This is a genomic window from Nesterenkonia ebinurensis, assembly GCF_008711175.1.
GTDB lineage: Bacteria > Actinomycetota > Actinomycetes > Actinomycetales > Micrococcaceae > Nesterenkonia > Nesterenkonia ebinurensis.
In genome coordinates this window covers 278,321-294,792 of record NZ_VWNF01000045.1, presented here as the reverse complement: position 1 = coordinate 294,792, position 16,472 = coordinate 278,321, and the positions used below count along the sequence as shown (strand labels likewise).

The 16,472-nt window shown below is 65.7% G+C and carries 13 protein-coding genes; 9 read left to right on the top strand and 4 right to left on the bottom strand.

Annotation, left to right across the window (positions count from 1 at the left end; translation table 11 throughout):
* Positions 1-22 precede the first annotated feature (22 nt).
* From dop to tatC, 8 genes are all read left to right on the top strand, one after another.
* A complete protein-coding gene (gene dop, locus F0311_RS14220; RefSeq protein ID WP_150462580.1) occupies positions 23-1,672 on the top strand; it encodes a depupylase/deamidase Dop in 1,650 nt (549 codons plus the stop codon).
* A 29-nt stretch (positions 1,673-1,701) separates the two neighbouring features.
* Complete coding sequence (locus tag F0311_RS14215) at positions 1,702-1,905, top strand: ubiquitin-like protein Pup (RefSeq protein ID WP_150462579.1); 204 nt, start codon at positions 1,702-1,704, stop codon at positions 1,903-1,905.
* Between the two features lie 3 nt (positions 1,906-1,908).
* On the top strand, positions 1,909-3,411 hold the full coding sequence (gene pafA, locus F0311_RS14210) for a Pup--protein ligase (RefSeq protein ID WP_150462578.1): 1,503 nt from the start codon (positions 1,909-1,911) through the stop codon (positions 3,409-3,411).
* Between the two features lie 33 nt (positions 3,412-3,444).
* Positions 3,445-4,719 carry an FKBP-type peptidyl-prolyl cis-trans isomerase gene (locus F0311_RS14205; RefSeq protein ID WP_150462577.1) on the top strand — a complete coding sequence of 425 codons (1,275 nt, stop codon included), beginning with the start codon at positions 3,445-3,447 and terminating at the stop codon, positions 4,717-4,719.
* 5 nt (positions 4,720-4,724) lie between these two features.
* A complete protein-coding gene (locus F0311_RS14200; RefSeq protein WP_150462576.1) occupies positions 4,725-5,129 on the top strand; it encodes an FKBP-type peptidyl-prolyl cis-trans isomerase in 405 nt (134 codons plus the stop codon).
* Between the two features lie 13 nt (positions 5,130-5,142).
* Entirely contained in the window at positions 5,143-7,089 is a 1,947-nt protein-coding gene (locus F0311_RS14195) for a helix-turn-helix transcriptional regulator (protein WP_150462575.1), read from the top strand.
* Positions 7,090-7,133: 44 nt separating this feature from the next.
* Positions 7,134-7,388, top strand: coding sequence for a Sec-independent protein translocase subunit TatA (tatA, locus tag F0311_RS14190; protein ID WP_150462574.1), 255 nt, complete (start codon positions 7,134-7,136; stop codon positions 7,386-7,388).
* A 77-nt stretch (positions 7,389-7,465) separates the two neighbouring features.
* Positions 7,466-8,224: a twin-arginine translocase subunit TatC gene (gene tatC, locus F0311_RS14185; protein ID WP_150462573.1), complete on the top strand. Its 759-nt coding sequence runs from the start codon at positions 7,466-7,468 to the stop codon at positions 8,222-8,224.
* Here the strand turns inward: tatC and F0311_RS14180 are convergent.
* Genes F0311_RS14180 through F0311_RS14170 form a run of 3 tightly spaced genes read right to left on the bottom strand, consistent with a single transcriptional unit; the run spans position 8,202 to position 11,624 of the window.
* On the bottom strand, positions 8,202-9,056 hold the full coding sequence (locus F0311_RS14180) for a transglutaminase family protein (RefSeq protein WP_150462572.1): 855 nt from the start codon (positions 9,054-9,056) through the stop codon (positions 8,202-8,204). The two genes, tatC and F0311_RS14180, sit on opposite strands and share 23 nt — an antisense overlap.
* Positions 9,053-9,982: an alpha-E domain-containing protein gene (locus F0311_RS14175; protein ID WP_150462571.1), complete on the bottom strand. Its 930-nt coding sequence runs from the start codon at positions 9,980-9,982 to the stop codon at positions 9,053-9,055. Before F0311_RS14175 ends, F0311_RS14180 begins: the two co-directional genes overlap by 4 nt.
* Positions 9,963-11,624, bottom strand: a complete 1,662-nt coding sequence (locus tag F0311_RS14170; RefSeq protein ID WP_150462570.1) for a circularly permuted type 2 ATP-grasp protein — start codon at positions 11,622-11,624, stop codon at positions 9,963-9,965. Before F0311_RS14170 ends, F0311_RS14175 begins: the two co-directional genes overlap by 20 nt.
* A gap of 38 nt (positions 11,625-11,662) precedes the next feature.
* Here F0311_RS14170 and pepN point away from each other — a divergent pair, with 38 nt between their 5' ends.
* Positions 11,663-14,260, top strand: coding sequence for an aminopeptidase N (gene pepN, locus F0311_RS14165; RefSeq protein WP_150462569.1), 2,598 nt, complete (start codon positions 11,663-11,665; stop codon positions 14,258-14,260).
* Positions 14,261-14,370: 110 nt separating this feature from the next.
* Here pepN and F0311_RS14160 read toward each other — a convergent pair whose 3' ends face one another.
* Positions 14,371-16,452 carry an acyl-CoA dehydrogenase family protein gene (locus tag F0311_RS14160; protein WP_150462650.1) on the bottom strand — a complete coding sequence of 694 codons (2,082 nt, stop codon included), beginning with the start codon at positions 16,450-16,452 and terminating at the stop codon, positions 14,371-14,373.
* Positions 16,453-16,472: the final 20 nt, after the last annotated feature.

Here is a 16,472-nt window from a genome sequence, read left to right as displayed (position 1 = left end):
CCGTCGGGATTGGGATGGCGCAGTGAGCGTGCGCCGCCTGATCGGCATGGAGACCGAGTACGGAATCCATGCCCCAGCCAACCCGCGGGCCAGCCATGTGGCCCTGTCCATCGAGCTGATCAACGCCTATGCCGCCCAGGTGACCGAGTCCGGGGGAGCGGTGGCCGGCACTGAATGGGATTACCAGTCGGAGTCCCCGCTGGTGGACGCCCGCGGCTGGGTGCTGCCGCGTTCGGCCGCCCACCCCAGCCAGCTCACCGATGATCCGCATGCCATCCGGGACGCGCTGGGCAATATCACCGGCGGGGACCCCAGCCCCGCCGACTTAGCAGAGCAGGAGTTCAACCCGCCGGGCTCAGCCCACTGGCGCGGAGACTTCTTCGAGCTCAAAGAGGGTCAGCCGCAGCTGCTGATGAATCTCGTATTGGGCAACGGTGCCCGGTTCTATGTGGATCACGCCCACCCCGAGTACTCGGCCCCTGAGACGGTGGGCCCAAAGCGGGCTGTGCTGTATGACGTGGCCGGCGACGTCGTAGCCCGTGCTGCCGCTGCCCGGCTCTCCCAGGAGCCCGAGGCGCCTGAGGTGCTGCTGTACAAGAACAACACAGACAACAAATCCGTCTCCTACGGGGCGCATGAGAACTATCTGGTGCCGCGCAGCCTGCCTTTCGACCAGCTGGTGGAGGGGCTGCTGCCGTTCTTCACCACCCGGCAGGTCATCTGCGGCGCCGGCCGGGTGGGCATCGGGCAGCGGAACCAGGTCACCGGGTACCAGATCAGTCAGCGGGCCGACTTCTTCGAGGAGCAGGTGGGCTTGGAGACCACGGTGCGCCGCCCCATCATCAACACCAGGGACGAACCGCACGCCCACTTCGACTCCTGGCGCCGGCTGCATGTCATCATCGGCGACGCCAATATGAGCGAGTACTCCGCCTGGCTGCGGGTGGGTACCACCGCCCTGGTGCTTGACCTCATCGAGGCGGGCAAGGCGCCCGGAATCCGCCTCTACGATCCGGTGCAGGCGCTGAGGACCATCTCCCATGACCCCACCTTGACCGCCACGGTGCACACCAACCACGGGGCGATGACCGCACTGCAGATTCAGCAGGAGTATTTGGAAGCTGTGCTGGACCAGCTGCCGCCCACCGCCCCGGACACTGAGACTGCTGAGGTGGTTGAGGCCTGGCAGCAGCTGCTCAGCGACCTGGGCCAGGATCCGGCTCTGGGGGCTGACCGGGTGGACTGGGTGGCCAAACTGCAGCTGCTGGACTCCTACCGACGGCGCGACGGCCTGGACTGGGACTCGCCTCGATTGGGCATGATCGACCTGCAGTACCACGACCTTCGGGAAGAGAAGGGGCTCTACTACCGGCTTGCCCGGGCCGGACGGATGCGCCGGCTGTTCACCGATGATCAGATCGCCTGGGCCGCGCAGCATCCGCCGGAGGAGACCCGAGCCTGGCTGCGCGGTCAGCTGGTCAGCCAGCACTCCCAGGCAGTGGCCGGGGCCTCCTGGGACCAGGTGCTGCTGCGACCAGACCCGGCCGCCCCGCCGGTCCGTCTGCATCTTTCCGACCCCTTCTCCGGCACCCGAGCACAGGCCGAATCCGTGTTGAACGAGGCCACCGGGGACGCACAGCTGGTGGCAGGCCTGCAGAACCTGCTCAGTTGAGGTTCACCTTCCCACGATAAGATAGAACCATGTCAGCACAGCCGCAGAAGCAGCCGAACCGCCCCGGCGGGGAGGAGACCCCCGAATCCGCAGACTCTGGCCAGGTCAAGGGAAACCCGCAGTCAGCCGAGCGGGCCCAGGAGCTGGACAGTCTGCTCGATGAGATCGACACCGTTCTGGAGGCCAATGCCGAAGAGTTCGTCAAGGGCTTCGTGCAGAAGGGTGGCCAGTAGGGCGTGGACCGCCGGATATACGGGGTCGAGACCGAATTCGGCCTCATCCACCGGCCAGCCAGCGACCAGCTGCCCGGCCGAGGACTGCCACCGGACGAGCTGGCCCGTTACCTCTTCCGCCCAGTGGTGGAGTTTGGCCGCAGTTCCAATATCTTCATCCCCAACGGCTCACGGCTCTACCTGGACGTGGGCTCGCATCCGGAGTACGCCACCGCTGAGTGTGATGACCTGATCGACCTCATCGCCTCCGACCGGGCCGGTGAGATGATCATGCACCACCTGGCGCTGGCCGCTGAGCAGCGCATCGCCGCCGACGGGTTCACCGGCCAGGTCTACGTGCTGAAGAATAATGTGGACTCCGCCGGCAACTCCTACGGCAGCCATGAGAACTACCTCATCCCGCGCACCACCCACTTCCGCAGACTCTCCGGCATCCTGCTGCCCTTCCTGATCACCCGGCAGATCATCGCCGGGGCCGGCCGGGTGGTGCCGGGGGATGAGGAGACGCCGCCGCACTTCGCCTTCAGCCAGCGGGCAGACCATATGTGGGAGGGCATCAGCTCGGCCACTACCCGCTCCCGGCCGATCATCAATACCAGGGACGAGCCGCACGCCGACGCTGCCACCCACCGCAGGCTGCACGTGATCGTCGGGGACTCCAATATGTCCTCCACCACCAGCCTGCTGCGCTACGGCTCCACCGACCTGGTGCTGCGGATGATTGAGGCCGGTGTCCCGGTGGGGGATTTCGAGCTGGAGAACCCGATCGGCGCCATCCGGCAGATCAGCCATGACCTCACCGGTCAGGCCCGGGTCCGTATTCGCGGCGGGGAAGAGATGACCGCGGTGCAGATTCAGCGTGGCCTGCTGGAACGGATCCAGCGCTTCGTGGCCGAACAGGGCGACCACCACGAGCACGTGGGGCAGGTCCTGGAGCTCTGGGAACGGGCCCTGACCGCGGTGGAGACCGGCGAACACCATCTGATCGATACCGAAATTGATTGGGCCATCAAAAAGCGACTGGTGGACGAAGTCGCCGCCCAGCGCGGGTTGGCCATGGGCCACCCGCGGCTAGAACAGCTGGATATGGCCTACCACGATGTACATCCGGAGCGCGGACTCTTCCACCTGCTGGTCCGCCGCCGACGCGCCCAGGAGATCCTCACCGAGGCGAAGGTAGAGGAGGCGCTGATCACCCCGCCGTCCACCCGGGCCGCGGTGCGCGGGGAGTTCCTCTCCACCGCACGGGCCTTCGGTGCGGAGACCACGGTGGACTGGGTGCACCACAAACTCATTGACCGGCCCTTGGAGGCCGTGATGGTCAAAGACCCTTTCCCCGTCCGCGATGAACGCGTGGAGAGCCTGCTGGACAAGCTCGGCGACCGCAGCACCCAGCTGCGTGAGCTGAGCATCCAGGAACGCAGCCAGCGCGCAGTGAGCCTGGCTCTGAGTGATAAGTACGCCCTTGCCGCCCAGGCTGAGCCTGCCGAGCCCCCAGTAATCTGACAAATCAGCAGACAGCAGAGTAGAGTTCCCCCGATGCACAACCACCGTACCGCCAGAGTCCCCCTCGCCCTCTCAGCCGCAGCAGCACTGCTGCTCACCGCCTGCGGTGAGGACGGTGGGACCGGCTCAGAAGGAGGCCTGGGGGACACCAGCGTCTTCGACAGCCTGGAGATCAACGCCCCCGGTGACGGTGAGCAGCCGGAGGTCACCATCTACGAGGAGCTCGAGGCAGACGAGAACTCCGCCGAAGTGGTCAACCAGGGCAGCGGCGAGCAGCTCAACAACGACTGGTTTATCGACTACCACCTCACCGTGGTGGACCCTGAGGATGCCTCCGTACTGCAGAGCACCCATGAGGAGCCGCTGGCCCCGTTCCTCTCCCTGCCGGCACTCAGCGCCTCCGAGGCGCAGACCGAGCAGTTCTTCGCCGAGGGGCTCACCTCCCAAGGAGTGACCGTCGGATCCGAGGTGGCCTTCTACCTTCTGGCCAACCCGGCGGAGGGGGTCAACGCAGACACCCTGTACATCTTCGAGATCCTGGACCAGAGCCCCACCTACGCCGACGGTGAGGAGCAGGAACAGTCCGGGGACCTACCGGAGATCGATTCGGAGATCGGCACCGCCCCCGAGCTGGGTGACCACGATCCCGAGTCTGAGCCCCCCGAGGAGCTGACCTCCGAGGTGCTCATCGCCGGCGAGGGCGAGGAGATCGGTCCTGAGGACTTTGTCTTCGCCCAGTACCGTGGCTGGCAGTGGACCAACGGGGAGGAGTTCGATGCCTCCTGGAGCGATGACGGCACCGCCGGCAATCCCTTTGAGTTCGCTGTCGGAGAAGAGCTGGCGCAGATGCTGCAGCGCGGTGTCATCGACGGCTGGAGCCAGGGCGTGCAGGGCCACCATGTGGGTGACCGGATCCTGCTGATCGTTCCCCCGGAGCAGGCTTATGGAGAGATCGATGATGAGGAGACCGGCCTCACCGAAGGAGGCAGCCCCGGCGGCACCCTGATCTTTGTGATCGACATTGTCCGGGTCATCGACGGTGAGGCGATGATGGCCAACCTCGAGGCTCAGATGGGCGCCCAGCAGCCGGAGCAGCCGGTAGCCCCCGAGCTGAGCGAAGAGGAACTCGCCGAACTGGAGGACCTCGCCCAGGAGCACGGAGTCTCGGTGGAAGAGCTGGAGATGTTCATACAGATGGGGATCCCGATTGAGGAGCTGGAGGGCATCCTCCAGGGCGAGGAACCGGAGAACGACGCCGGCGACGAAGACGACCCCCAGGACAGCGACACCGAAGAGGACGAGGACTGAGCCAGATGAGTTTCGGACAGCGCAGCTATGACCGCACCCGTCCCGAGGTGGACTTCCCCGGCGACACCCCGCCCGAGGAGCTGGTCATCGAAGAGATCATCCCCGGCGGCGGGCCTGAGGCAGCACCCGGGGACCAGATCTCCTGCCACTATGTAGGAGTCTCCTGGTCCACCGGTGAGGAGTTCGACGCCTCCTGGAACCGCGGTGCGCCCCTGGACTTCACTGCAGGCATCGGCCAAGTCATCCAGGGCTGGGACCAGGGCCTGATCGGCATGAAGGAGGGCGCCCGGCGTCGTCTAGAGATCCCACCCCACCTGGCCTACGGTGAAACTGGTGCCGGGGCTGCCATCGGGCCCAACGAAACCCTGATCTTCATTGTGGATCTGGTGAAGGTGAACAAGACCGGCTGATACCTTAGACAGCATGCCGCAGGGGGACGCCGAACCGTACTGGCCCGAGCAGACCGCCCACGCCGAGGACGGTGTGGTCCGTGCACTCTCCCTGGCCGCCACCCTGCTCAATCGGCCTGGCGGCCTGACCCGCACCGAGATCTTCGAGCAGGTGGAGCTCTACCGCAGCAGACACCAGGCCCTGGAGCAGCTGCACGGCACGGAGCGGCAGCGAGCACAGGATGCCTTGGACAAACTCTTCGGACATGACAAGGAACACCTGCGCAGCTGCGGGATCGAGTTGGCTGAACCCACCGCTGAGCAGGACTACCGCTACCGGGTCTCGCGCAGCCAGTACGGGCTGCCGGATCTCCGCCTCAGTCCGGAGGAGCAGATGGCCCTCTACCGGGCACAGCTGCTGTTTGCCAATAACAACATTGCCGGACTGCAGCACGCCCTCTGGGCGGTCAACCCGAATGCGGAGGGGATCAGCTCAGCTGATGAACCCCAAGCCCTGCAGGCCTCCATCGGCTCCGATGCGGAGATTGCCACACTGATCGATCTGGCCCGGAGCGGCACCGGGACTCCGGTGACCTTTCGCTATACCGGCTACGGACGAGAATCCGCCGAACCCCGCCGGGTGGTGCCGCTGGGCACCGGGGCCCGCGCCCATTGGTATCTGGTGGGCCATGACCTGGACCGGGGTCAACGCCGCCTCTACCGACTGGACCGGGTGCACGGCTCGGTCACTACGCTTCCCAGCAGCCGGCTCAGTTCTGAAGATGCCGTGCAGCTGGAACAGATCCGGCAGGGGCTCTACCAGGATCTGGATATCAGCGAAGTGTTGAACAGCACCGGACGCCGCCCAGATGCCCGGGCAGCGCTGGAAGGCGCCAGGCAGGCCCACCAGCGCACAGCACCGCACACCCTGCCCAAGCTCACCACCCTGCCGGCCAATCTGCGCAAGGACGACGCCGCCACCAAGACTGAACGGGTCATCAACATGGTGGCCCTGCTGCTCTCCAGGCCGGAGGGTGTGCCGCCCAGCCAGCTGCTGGTCAAATACGCCATCACCCCTGCGCAGCTGCTGCGTGACCTGCTGAGCATCGCCCAGGTCAACACCGACGGGTTCCCCGATACCTTGGACCTCCATCCCTACCCGGAGCCCAATGACGAGCTGTTCGTCGCCGAGTATCTCGCAGCCGATGAGCCGATCGTGCTCCGCGCCGGGACTAACAGCCTGGACAAACCGGTCTCGCTGACCAAACCTGGGGCGCTGAGCCTGATGATCGCACTGAAGGCACTGATCGATGTCTGCCCGCCGGGGGAGGAGCATATAGCGGCAGCCGCTGAGCAGCTCCAGCAAAAGATTCTCGATATTGTTCCAGAGTCCATCGCCCAGGCCGCGAACAGCATGTCACTGGCCCGCACCCCGGCCGACGGCAGCCTGCTGCGCATCGCTCAGCAGGCCATCGCCGCCCAGCACGCGGTGAGCCTGGACTATGAGGACGCCTCCGGCAACATCTCTTCAGACAGGACTATTGATCCGGTGCAGATCCTCTACGACGGACCGCATACCTATCTGCGCGCCTGGTGCCGCCGGGAGCAGGGCGAACGGTTCTTCCGTCTGGACCGTATCCTGCAGCTGAACCTCCTTGCTGATGAGGAGCAGTCCGCGCAGGCCACCCAGATCGAGCTCAGCGAGGCACCTAGGCCGCAGGTTCCGGTCACGGCGGGCTCAGTGCAGGTCATCCTGCGCTTCGCCCCCTTCGCCGCTGGCCAGGCTGCCTTGTACCAACCCGTCAGGCAGCATACGGATAAGCGGACCGGTGCGCGGACCATCTCCACCCATTTCAGCACCCGTGAGGCAGTCATCCGCACCTGCCTGGGCGCCGGCGGGGACATCGAGCTCATCCGTCCGGTGGATCTGCGCCGGGAGATCGCCCAGCGTGCCGCGGAGCAGCTGGTTTTCCCCCGCTGAGCCAGGCCAGGTATCCTTGTGCAGGATCAGGAAAGGACTTTCTCATGGGAATTCAAGGCTGGCAGTGGCTGATCATCCTCGGTATCCTGCTGCTGCTCTTCGGCGCGACCAAGCTGCCCAAGCTGGCCCGCTCGCTGGGCGAGTCCGCTCGGATCTTCAAATCAGAGGTGAAGACCATCCGCGAGGAGGACCAACCTGCAGATGACCGCGCCTCCGAGCCCCGGGCTATCGAGCAGACCGATCCCACCGCGGATGTGCATAAGAGCCGGGAACGCCGCGACCACCCCAATAATTCGTAGCCTGCATGACTCTGGCCGAACGGGAGCGGCCGGCGCCGCGGGGATCCAGACGGAAGAAGCGTGATCCTGAGGGGCGGATGTCGCTGAGGGATCATCTGCGCGAGTTGCGCCGGCGGCTGCTGATCGCTGTTGCTGGCATTGTGCTGGGTGCTGTCGCTGGGTTCTTTCTCTATGACTGGCTGGTGGCCACCCTGGCTGCCCCAGTGCTGGAGCATGGTGGTGGGGAGGATGCCCGGCTGACCTCGATTGCGTTCAACGCTGTCGGCCAGCCACTGGATCTGCTGATCCGGCTCTCCCTGTTCGTGGGTCTGGTGATCTCCTCCCCGGTGTGGCTGTATCAGATCTGGGCCTTCATCATGCCGGGGCTGAAGAAGAAGGAGAAGCGGTATGCGATGGGGTTCATCGTCGCCAGTGTGCCGCTGTTCCTGGCCGGGATCTTCATGGCCTATACGTTGTTGCCGCGGGCGGTGGAGTTCTTCTTCTCCCTGAACCCAGAGGGCACCTCCAACATTATTGCCCCGGATGTCTACTTCACCTTTGTGCTGCACCTGTTCATCGCCTGCGGGATCGCGATGGTGATCCCGGTGATCCTGGTCGGGGTCAACTTGATGGGCATCATCACCGGGCAGCAGGTGCTGCGCTCCTGGCGGGGGGTGGTGATGCTGATCGCGGTGATGTCAGCCCTGGCCACCCCCGGCGATATGGCGATCTCGATGTTCTTCATCATGATCCCGCTGACCCTGCTCTTCGCCGTAGCCATCGGATTGTGCCTACTCAACGACAAACGCAGGGAGCGCCGGCAGAAGGCGCTGCTCAGGCCTGACGCACAATCCTGACATCGACTTCGAGGGTGGTCTCCGGGCCGCCCCCGGAGAGAATGCCCTTCAACGGGGTGACATCGGCATAGTCCCGGCCCCGTGCCACCAGGATGTGATGCTCTCCGGCAGGTTTATGGTTGGTGGGGTCCCAGGAGTGCCAGCGTCCGTCCCACCACTCCAGCCAGGCATGCGATTGCCCGGCCACCTCAGTGCCGATCGCAGCCTCCGGGTCCGGGTGGATGTACCCGGAGATATAGCGGGCCGGCATCCCCAGTGAGCGCAGTGCGCCCACTGCCACATGGGAGAGGTCCTGGCAGACTCCCTTGCGCGTCTTGAAGGATGTCTCCGCGTCCCAGCTGACCTGACTGTGCCCGGGCTGGTACTCCATCTCCTCCCGCAGCCAGGCGAACAGGGCCAGGGCGGTCTCATGCGGGGTCTTTCCGGAGGCAATGTCACGTGCGGCCTCAGCAAGCTCGTCCCCGGGAGCGGAGAGCTTGGACTGCGGCACATAGTCGCTGAACTGCTCAAAGTTCTCATCAGCTGCCAGGTCAGCCCAGTCCAGCAGACCCTCGGCAGCGTGCGGCTTCTCAAACCGGTGAACCTCCACCAGGGCCTGGGCGGTGACCTGCAGCGTCTCATGCCGGGAGTGCAGGTCGAAGGTGTGCACTTTGGTGCCCCAGTAGTCCCGGTAGTGGGAGAGGGTGGTGGCATAGGGGGAGATCTTCAGGTCGGTCTCCAGCACCACCTGGGCGGCATCGGTCTGCGGGGTCATCCGCGCCTCGTTGTAGGAGACGGTGGCCGGGGCCCCGTAGCGATAGTCGGTGGTGTGGGTGACATGCAGCCGGGTCATACCTGCTCTCCTGTCCAGGCCTGCTCAGCGGCCTGCGCGAAGTACTTGCTGGTGATCGCATCGGAGGCCCCCGCGCAGGCGGCCTGGACACGCTCCAGGTGCTCAGGAAGCTCTGCGATGAGGTCCTGGGAGTGGTGATACTCCAGGAAGGTGCGGGCCTGTCCTACCAGCCTGCGGGCCTGGTCCATCTTCCCGGTGCGGGTGTACTCCGGGTCCAGGGCGATCAGCGCCTGCTCCACCTGGCGCAGCGAGGAGACCACTGAGCGGGGGAAGAGCCGGTCCAGCAGCAGGAACTCCACCGCGTAGGAGTCCCCGAACGCGGCGCGGCGGCTGCGCAGGAAGGACTCATAGGCTCCGGCGCAGCGCAGCATATTGGCCCAGGAGAGCCGGAAGGCCTCCTCATCACCGGTGGCCAGCATCCGGGCAGTCATATCGGCCCGTTCCAGGGCCCGGCCCAGGGCCATGAACTGCCAGGAATCGTCTCGGCTCATGGTGGAGTCGGCCAGGCCCTGCACAGTGGCGGTGCGCTCAATCACCCAGGTGCAGAACCGGTAGGTGCCCACCACGTCCTGACGGTGACTGGTCAGCCCGTTCCAGGTGGCGTTCAGCGACTCCCACACTGGAGCGGAGACGGTCTCCCGGGCGCGCCGGGCGTTCTCCCGGGCGGCGGAGAGCGAGCCGGCGATGGAGTTTCCCTGCTCAAGGTCAAAGGCCATCCTGCGCAGCAGCTGCGGCAGCCCAGCAGGGGCGTCATCCTCAGTGTCCACACCCATCACCGCCAGCAGATTGGCCGAAACGGTGCGCTGCTCGGCAAGTGGCAGCTGATTCAGCCGCTCCAGGTGCACATCAAGGATCCGTGCGGTGCCATCGGCCCGCTCCACATAGCGTCCGATCCAGAACAGTGACTCAGCGATCCGACTGAGCATCAGAACTCCTTCCCGACGCTGGCTTGAGCGCCGAAGGCGCGACACAGCTCTGATTCTGCTGTTGCTGCTGCTCGTCGTACTGATCAGCGGGGTTGCCCTGATTGTGGAAGGCAGAGGGCCAGACCCGCTGGGCGGAGCGTGCGCTGCGCCGGGTGCTCCAGGGCACCGCGGTGGGTACCGCCGGGGCCTGCTCGCTGCCGCCGGAGTCCACCACCCAGGTGTCCTTGGACCCGCCGCCCTGGGAAGAGTTGACCACCAGGGAGCCTTCGGTCAGCGCCACTCGGGTCAGCCCCCCGGGCAGCACCCAGACTTCCTCACCGTCGTTGACGGCGAAGGGACGCAAATCCACGTGCCGGGGTCCGAAGGTCTCCCCGTCCAGGGTGGGCACTGTGGACAGCTGCAGCACCGGCTGGGCGATCCAGCCTCGCGGGTCGGCCAGCACCTTCTTGCGCAGCGCCTCCAGCTCCTCAGGCGTGGCGGCCGGGCCGATCACCAGACCCTTGCCGCCGGAGCCGTCCACGGGCTTGACCACCAGATCCGCTAACCGGTCCATCACCTCCTCACGTGCCTGCGGCTCCTCCAGCCGGTAGGTGTCCACATTCGGGATGATCGGGTCTTCGCCCAGGTAGTAGCGGATGATCTCCGGCACATAGGTGTAGACCAGTTTGTCATCGGCCACCCCGTTGCCCACCGCGTTGGCGATGGTCACGTTGCCCTCCCGGGCGGCATTGACCAGTCCGGGCACCCCCAGCATCGAGTCGGCCCGGAACTGCAGAGGGTCTAGGAAGTCATCGTCGAGCCGCTTGTAGATGACATCCACCCGCTGCTCGCCCTCGGTGGTGCGCATATAGACCCTGTTGCCGCGGCAGACCAGGTCGCGGCCCTCCACCAGTTCCACCCCCATCATCCCGGCCAGCAGGGTGTGCTCAAAGTAGGCGGAGTTGTACACCCCGGGGGTCAGCACCACCACAGTGGGGTCATCCACGCCTTCAGGGGCGGTGCGCCGCAGCGCGGAGAGCAGTCGGCGCGGGTACTCCTCCACCGGACGGATCGAGGTGCCGGTGAACGCTTCCGGCAGCCCCTTGGCAATCGCCCGGCGGTTCTCCAGCACATAGGAGACGCCGCTGGGCACTCTCACATTGTCCTCCAGCACCCGGAAGGTGCCGGCGTCGTCCCTGACCAAATCGATCCCGGAGATATGCACCCGCACCCCGCCGGGGGTGGGGAAGCCGTGCACCTCGCGGTGGAAATGTGCGCTGGTGGTGATCAGCGAACGCGGCACCACCCCGTCGCGGACGATCTCCATCCGGTCATAGACATCGTTGAGGAACATCTCCAGGGCGGTGACCCGCTGGGCCACTCCGGCAGAGAGGCTGTTCCACTCCGCGCCGGGGATGATGCGCGGGACAATGTCCAACGGCCAGGCCCGCTCCTCCCCGGCGAAGTCAAAGGTCACCCCGCGGTCCAGGAAGGTCCGAGCCATGGTCTCGGCCCGGGCGGATACATCAGAGAGGTTCAGCGACTGCAGCACATCATTGACCCCGGAGTAGTCCGGACGCAGACCGGACTCGCGGGAGAACATCTCGTCGAAGGCAGTGGAGCGCTGCATCGCCTTCGGATAGTCAGTAAAGAGATCTGCCATATTCCTACTGTTCTGTCCGGGTCTGTTTGAATACCACTATGTCAGAAAAATTGAACCTCACCAGGGATGAGGCGGCTTCCCGCTCCTGGAGCATCAGCGTCTCCTCCTACCAGGTCCATGTGGATCTCTCATCGGCCGCCGAGGAAGGTGCCACCACCTATCCGGTCCAGACCCGTGTGGAGTTATCCTTCAGCTCGGCGGCCAGTGACGGAAGTGTGCCATTCCTGGATTACGCGGGTGTTTCGGTCAGGTCAGTGCGCATCAACGGCACAGAGCACAACGACGCCGAGTTCAACGGCGCCCGGATCCCGCTTCCCGGACTGGTCGAGGGCCAGAACATCGTGGAGATCAGCTCGGACTCCGCATTCTCCCGATCAGGGGAGGGGCTGCACCGGTTCACCGACCCCAGCGACGGGGCTGTCTATCTCTACACCCAGTACGAGCCTGCTGACTGTCGGCGGGTGTTCCCCGTCTTCGACCAGCCCGACCTCAAAGCCCGGTTCCAGTTCTCCATCACCGGTCCGGCGGACTGGCAGCTGCGCTCCAATGGAGCTGAGATCTCTCGGACTGAGGTGGCCAGCGGCGTCGTACGGGTGGAGTTCGCTGAGACTGAGGTGATGAGCTCTTATATCACCGCCCTGCTGGCTGGGCCCTACCATCTGGTGGAGGACACCTGGCGCGGCGGTGTACCCGGCGGTGATGAGTTCAGCATTGACCTGGCACTGCTGTGCCGGGCCTCGCTGGCCGAGCATCTGGACGCTGCGGAGCTGTTCCGGATCACCCAACAGGGCCTGGACTTCTTCCACGCCGAGTTCGGCTACCCCTATCCCTGGGGACGCGGGGCCGGCGGTAACGGGAAATACGATCAGGTGTTCGTCCCCGAGTACAACCTGGGTGCGATGGAGAACCCCGGGCTGGTGACCTTCACGGAACGCTATGTGTTCGACACCGGGGCCACCGAGGCCCAGCACGAAACCCGGGCCAACACCATTCTGCACGAGATGGCCCATATGTGGTTCGGCGATCTGGTGACCATGCACTGGTGGGACGATCTCTGGCTCAAGGAGTCCTTCGCCGACTATATGGGCACCTACGGGGTGGACTCCGCCACGGAGTTCACTACCGCCTGGGTGGCCTTCGCCAACTCCCGCAAGGGCTGGGCCTATGTGCAGGACCAGCTGCCCACCACGCATCCGATCGTGGCCGATATCCCTGACCTGGAGGCCGCCGATCAGAACTTCGACGGGATCACCTACGCCAAGGGGGCCAGCGTGCTCAAGCAGTTGGCCGCCTATGCTGGTGCCGAGGCGTTCCGAGCGGCCGCCCGGACCTATTTTCAACGCTTCGCCTTCGGCAACGCCACCCTGGAGGACTTCCTGGGCGTGCTTCAGGAGGCCACCGGCAAGAACATGCGCGCCTGGTCCGCCGCTTGGCTGCAGACCGCGGGCATCCCGGTGCTGGAAACAGTTCACGACGACGCCGGCACCATCAGTGTGCGCCAGACCGGCACTGACCCCACCACCGGCCAGCCCATCGCCCGGCCACATGTGATCAAGGTGGGTCTGTTCACCCTGGACGGCACCGGTACCCTGAGCCGGGCTCAGTCGGTTCCCGCCGAGCTGGACCCGGAGGCCCCGGAGGGGCTCACCTCGGTGCCGGGGCTGCAGCTCCCCCAGGCCGGGACACCTCGGCTGATCCTGCCCAACGACGAGGACCTCACCTACGCCAAGCTGGTGCTGGACCCCGAGTCCGTAGAGGCGGCCTTGACCTATCCGGTGGGCGACCCGCTGGCCCGGGCCACCGTCTGGGCGGCGCTGTGGTCCATGGTCCGCGACGCACAGCTGCCGGCAGCCCGGTTCGTCGAGGCGGTGCTGCGGCTGGGCCTGCAGATCCCCGAGGTCGCGGTGGTCCAGTCCCTGCTGCGTCAGGCTAACCAGGCCTGTGAGCTCTATACCCCGGCAGGGCGGCGCGAGGAGCTGGAGGCTCAGTTGGCTGCTGGACTAGCAGCGTTCATTGATTCCGCGCCCAAAGCCGATGCGTCCCTTGCTGCTACTCGGGTGCTCGCATTGCTCTCCCGCAGACACGGCAGCCAGCTGGACTTTTTGGCCGATCGCCTGGAATCGGAGACCGATGAGGAGCTACGCTGGCTGTTCCTGCAGGCGCTGGCCGCCCACCGGAAGACCAGCGCTGCGGATCTGGAGGCTGAGATCAGTCGCCGCACCACCGCTCGGGGGATGATTGCCCACCGGTTGGCCCTGGCCTCCCGGCCTGACCCGGCCGTCAAGGCAGCAGCCTTCCAGCAGGCGCTGGCCGGGCATGATGCTGAGGGCATGGAGCTCTCCAACGACCACCTGACCGCCACTATCGATGGATTCAACGCCGATCCCACCGGCCTGACCGGGCAGTACACCCAAGCCTACTTTGCGGCGCTCACCGATGTATGGGAGCGGATGACCCAGGGCCAGGCCACTCGTGTGGTGCAGGGCCTGTTCCCGGAGCCGTCACAGTCGGCCGCCGAGCGCACTGAGCAGTGGCTGGCCGAGCACCCGGAGGCCCCGGCCGCCTTGCGCCGGCTGATCCTTGAGGAGCAGGACCACCTGCTGCGCGCCCTGCGCGTCCAGGCCGCCGCTCGTTGAACATCTGGTGTGCTGAATTCCTCTGAATGGCGTCAGGTAACCAGGCATTTTTAGGATTTCAACACACCAAATCCCGGGAGGTGGGGTGAGGCTGGTGAGCCCGCGGTGTATTAGGACTTCTTGCGGGCGGCCCGCTCCTCGGCCCGTTTCCGGTCCAGGAGGGTCTTCTCCTCCACCGGGGCGTCTGCGGAGGCCCGCAGCTTCCGGTAGTACTCATTGGCCGCCTCCTGGCGGGACTGCTCCGCCCTGGAGGCCACCTCCATGCGCACATGCTCAGGCGCATAGCCGAAGCTGTCCACCACATCCTGGGCATGCGGACGGACCCGGGCGACCAGCCGGTTGATGTAGGGGGTCAGCGTCCGGGCCCGCTGGGTGGAGATCCGGCCGTTGATCAGGTACCAGTCCAGGGTCTCCTCGATCCGGCTCAGCGCGTAGATGTCCCTCAGCCAGGTCATCACCTGGCGGGTGCCCGGGTGCTCCACCTGTTCCAGGCCCTCGGTGAAGGCCTCCCAGAGCAGCAGGTCGGCATGGGCCTTGGCGGCACTGATGATCTGGTACTGGTGCTCGTTGAAGACGGTGGCCTGCTTCTCGGCGGGCAGCTTGGCCACATGGCGCAGCTCCCCGGCGGCATCGGCCACCATCTGGCGCACCCGGCCGGCCAGCAGCTCCCGCTGCACCTCGGACTGTTTGAACCAGTTGGCGCTGCGCCGTTCGTCCCCGGTGTCCTGGACCCCCTGCAGAGCTTTGCGCAGGCCGAACCGGTGCATCACGGTGTCACCGGCCTGGTTGGCCACATAGCTGGCCAGGGCCCCCACATCGGCGTTCTTGAACTCGGCGGCATAGTCGGCCAGCAGCCGTTTGGCCACCAGCTGCAGCAGCACATTGTTATCGCCCTCAAAGGTGACATAGATGTCCAGATCTGCACGCAGCGAGGTGAACCGGTTCTCTGAGATGAACCCGGCCCCGCCGCAGGCCTCCCGGGCCTCCTGCAGGGTGTCCAGGGCGTGCCAGGTGGCCACCGGCTTGATGGTGGCAGCAAGAGTCTCCAGTTCCTGGCGGTTCTCATCGGAGTCATCCTTGCCGGAGAAGACATCGTCCAGCTTGGCCAGCAGCTTGTCATGGGCGAAGCCCAGCGCCACCGTCTTGGCCAGGCGGGGGATCAGCCGGCGCTGGTGCAGCTGATAGTCCAGCAGCACCTCCTCCTCCGTGGTGGAGGTGGCGTTGAACTGGCGGCGTTGGTTGCCGTAGGTGATCGCCCCGATCAGGCCCAGTTTGGCGGCCGCCACCGCAGCCCCGGTCAGCGAGACCCGGCCCTGGACCAGGGTGCCCAGCATGGTGAAGAACCGCCGCCCGGGGGATTCGATGGGGGAGCTGTACTCCCCGCCCTCGGCCACATCCCCGTAGCGGTTGAGCAGGTTGGTGCGCGGGATGCGCACCTCCTGGAACCGGATCCGGCCGTTGTCCACACCGTTGAGTCCGCCCTTATGGCCGTCGTCCTCAATGGTGATCCCGGGCAGCGGATTGCCGTCGGGATCCCGGATCTCCATATAGAAACAGTGCACCCCGTGGTTGACACCTTTGGTGATCAGCTGGGCGAAGACCACTGCTGCGGTGGCGTGCAGGGCAGCATTGCCCAGGAACCGCTTCACGGCAGCGTCTAAGGGGGTGTGGATGATGAACTCGTCAGTGGCGTCGTCGTAGGTGGCGGTAGTGCCGATGGAGGCCACATCGGAGCCGTGGCCGATCTCGGTCATGGCGTAGGCGCCCGGCACGGAGAGGTCCATGATCGACGGCAGCCACTTCTTCTGGTGCTCATGGGATCCCAGGTGCATCACCGCAGCCCCGAAGAGCCCCCACTGCACCCCGGATTTGATCTGCAGGGAAGGGTCAGCGGTGACCAGCTCCTCGAAAGCGGCGATATTGGCCCCGTGGTCGGCCTCGCCGCCGAACTCCTCGGGGAAGGCCCGGTGCACGGCATTGGCCTCCACCAGGGCGTGGGACTGCTTGAGTGTGCGCTCCCGGTGGTCTTCCTTGGTGAGGTTCTCCGCCTTGTGGAACTGCGGGTCCTTCAGCAGCTCGCGGGCGGTCCGCTTGGTCTGCGCCCAGCGGCCCAGCAGGATCTCCTCCAGGTGAGCGGTGTCTACTGAGGCGGTGCTGATGGGTCCGGTGGCGGCGTCGTCGTACTCTCCCATAGGGTGCTCCTTAAAGACTG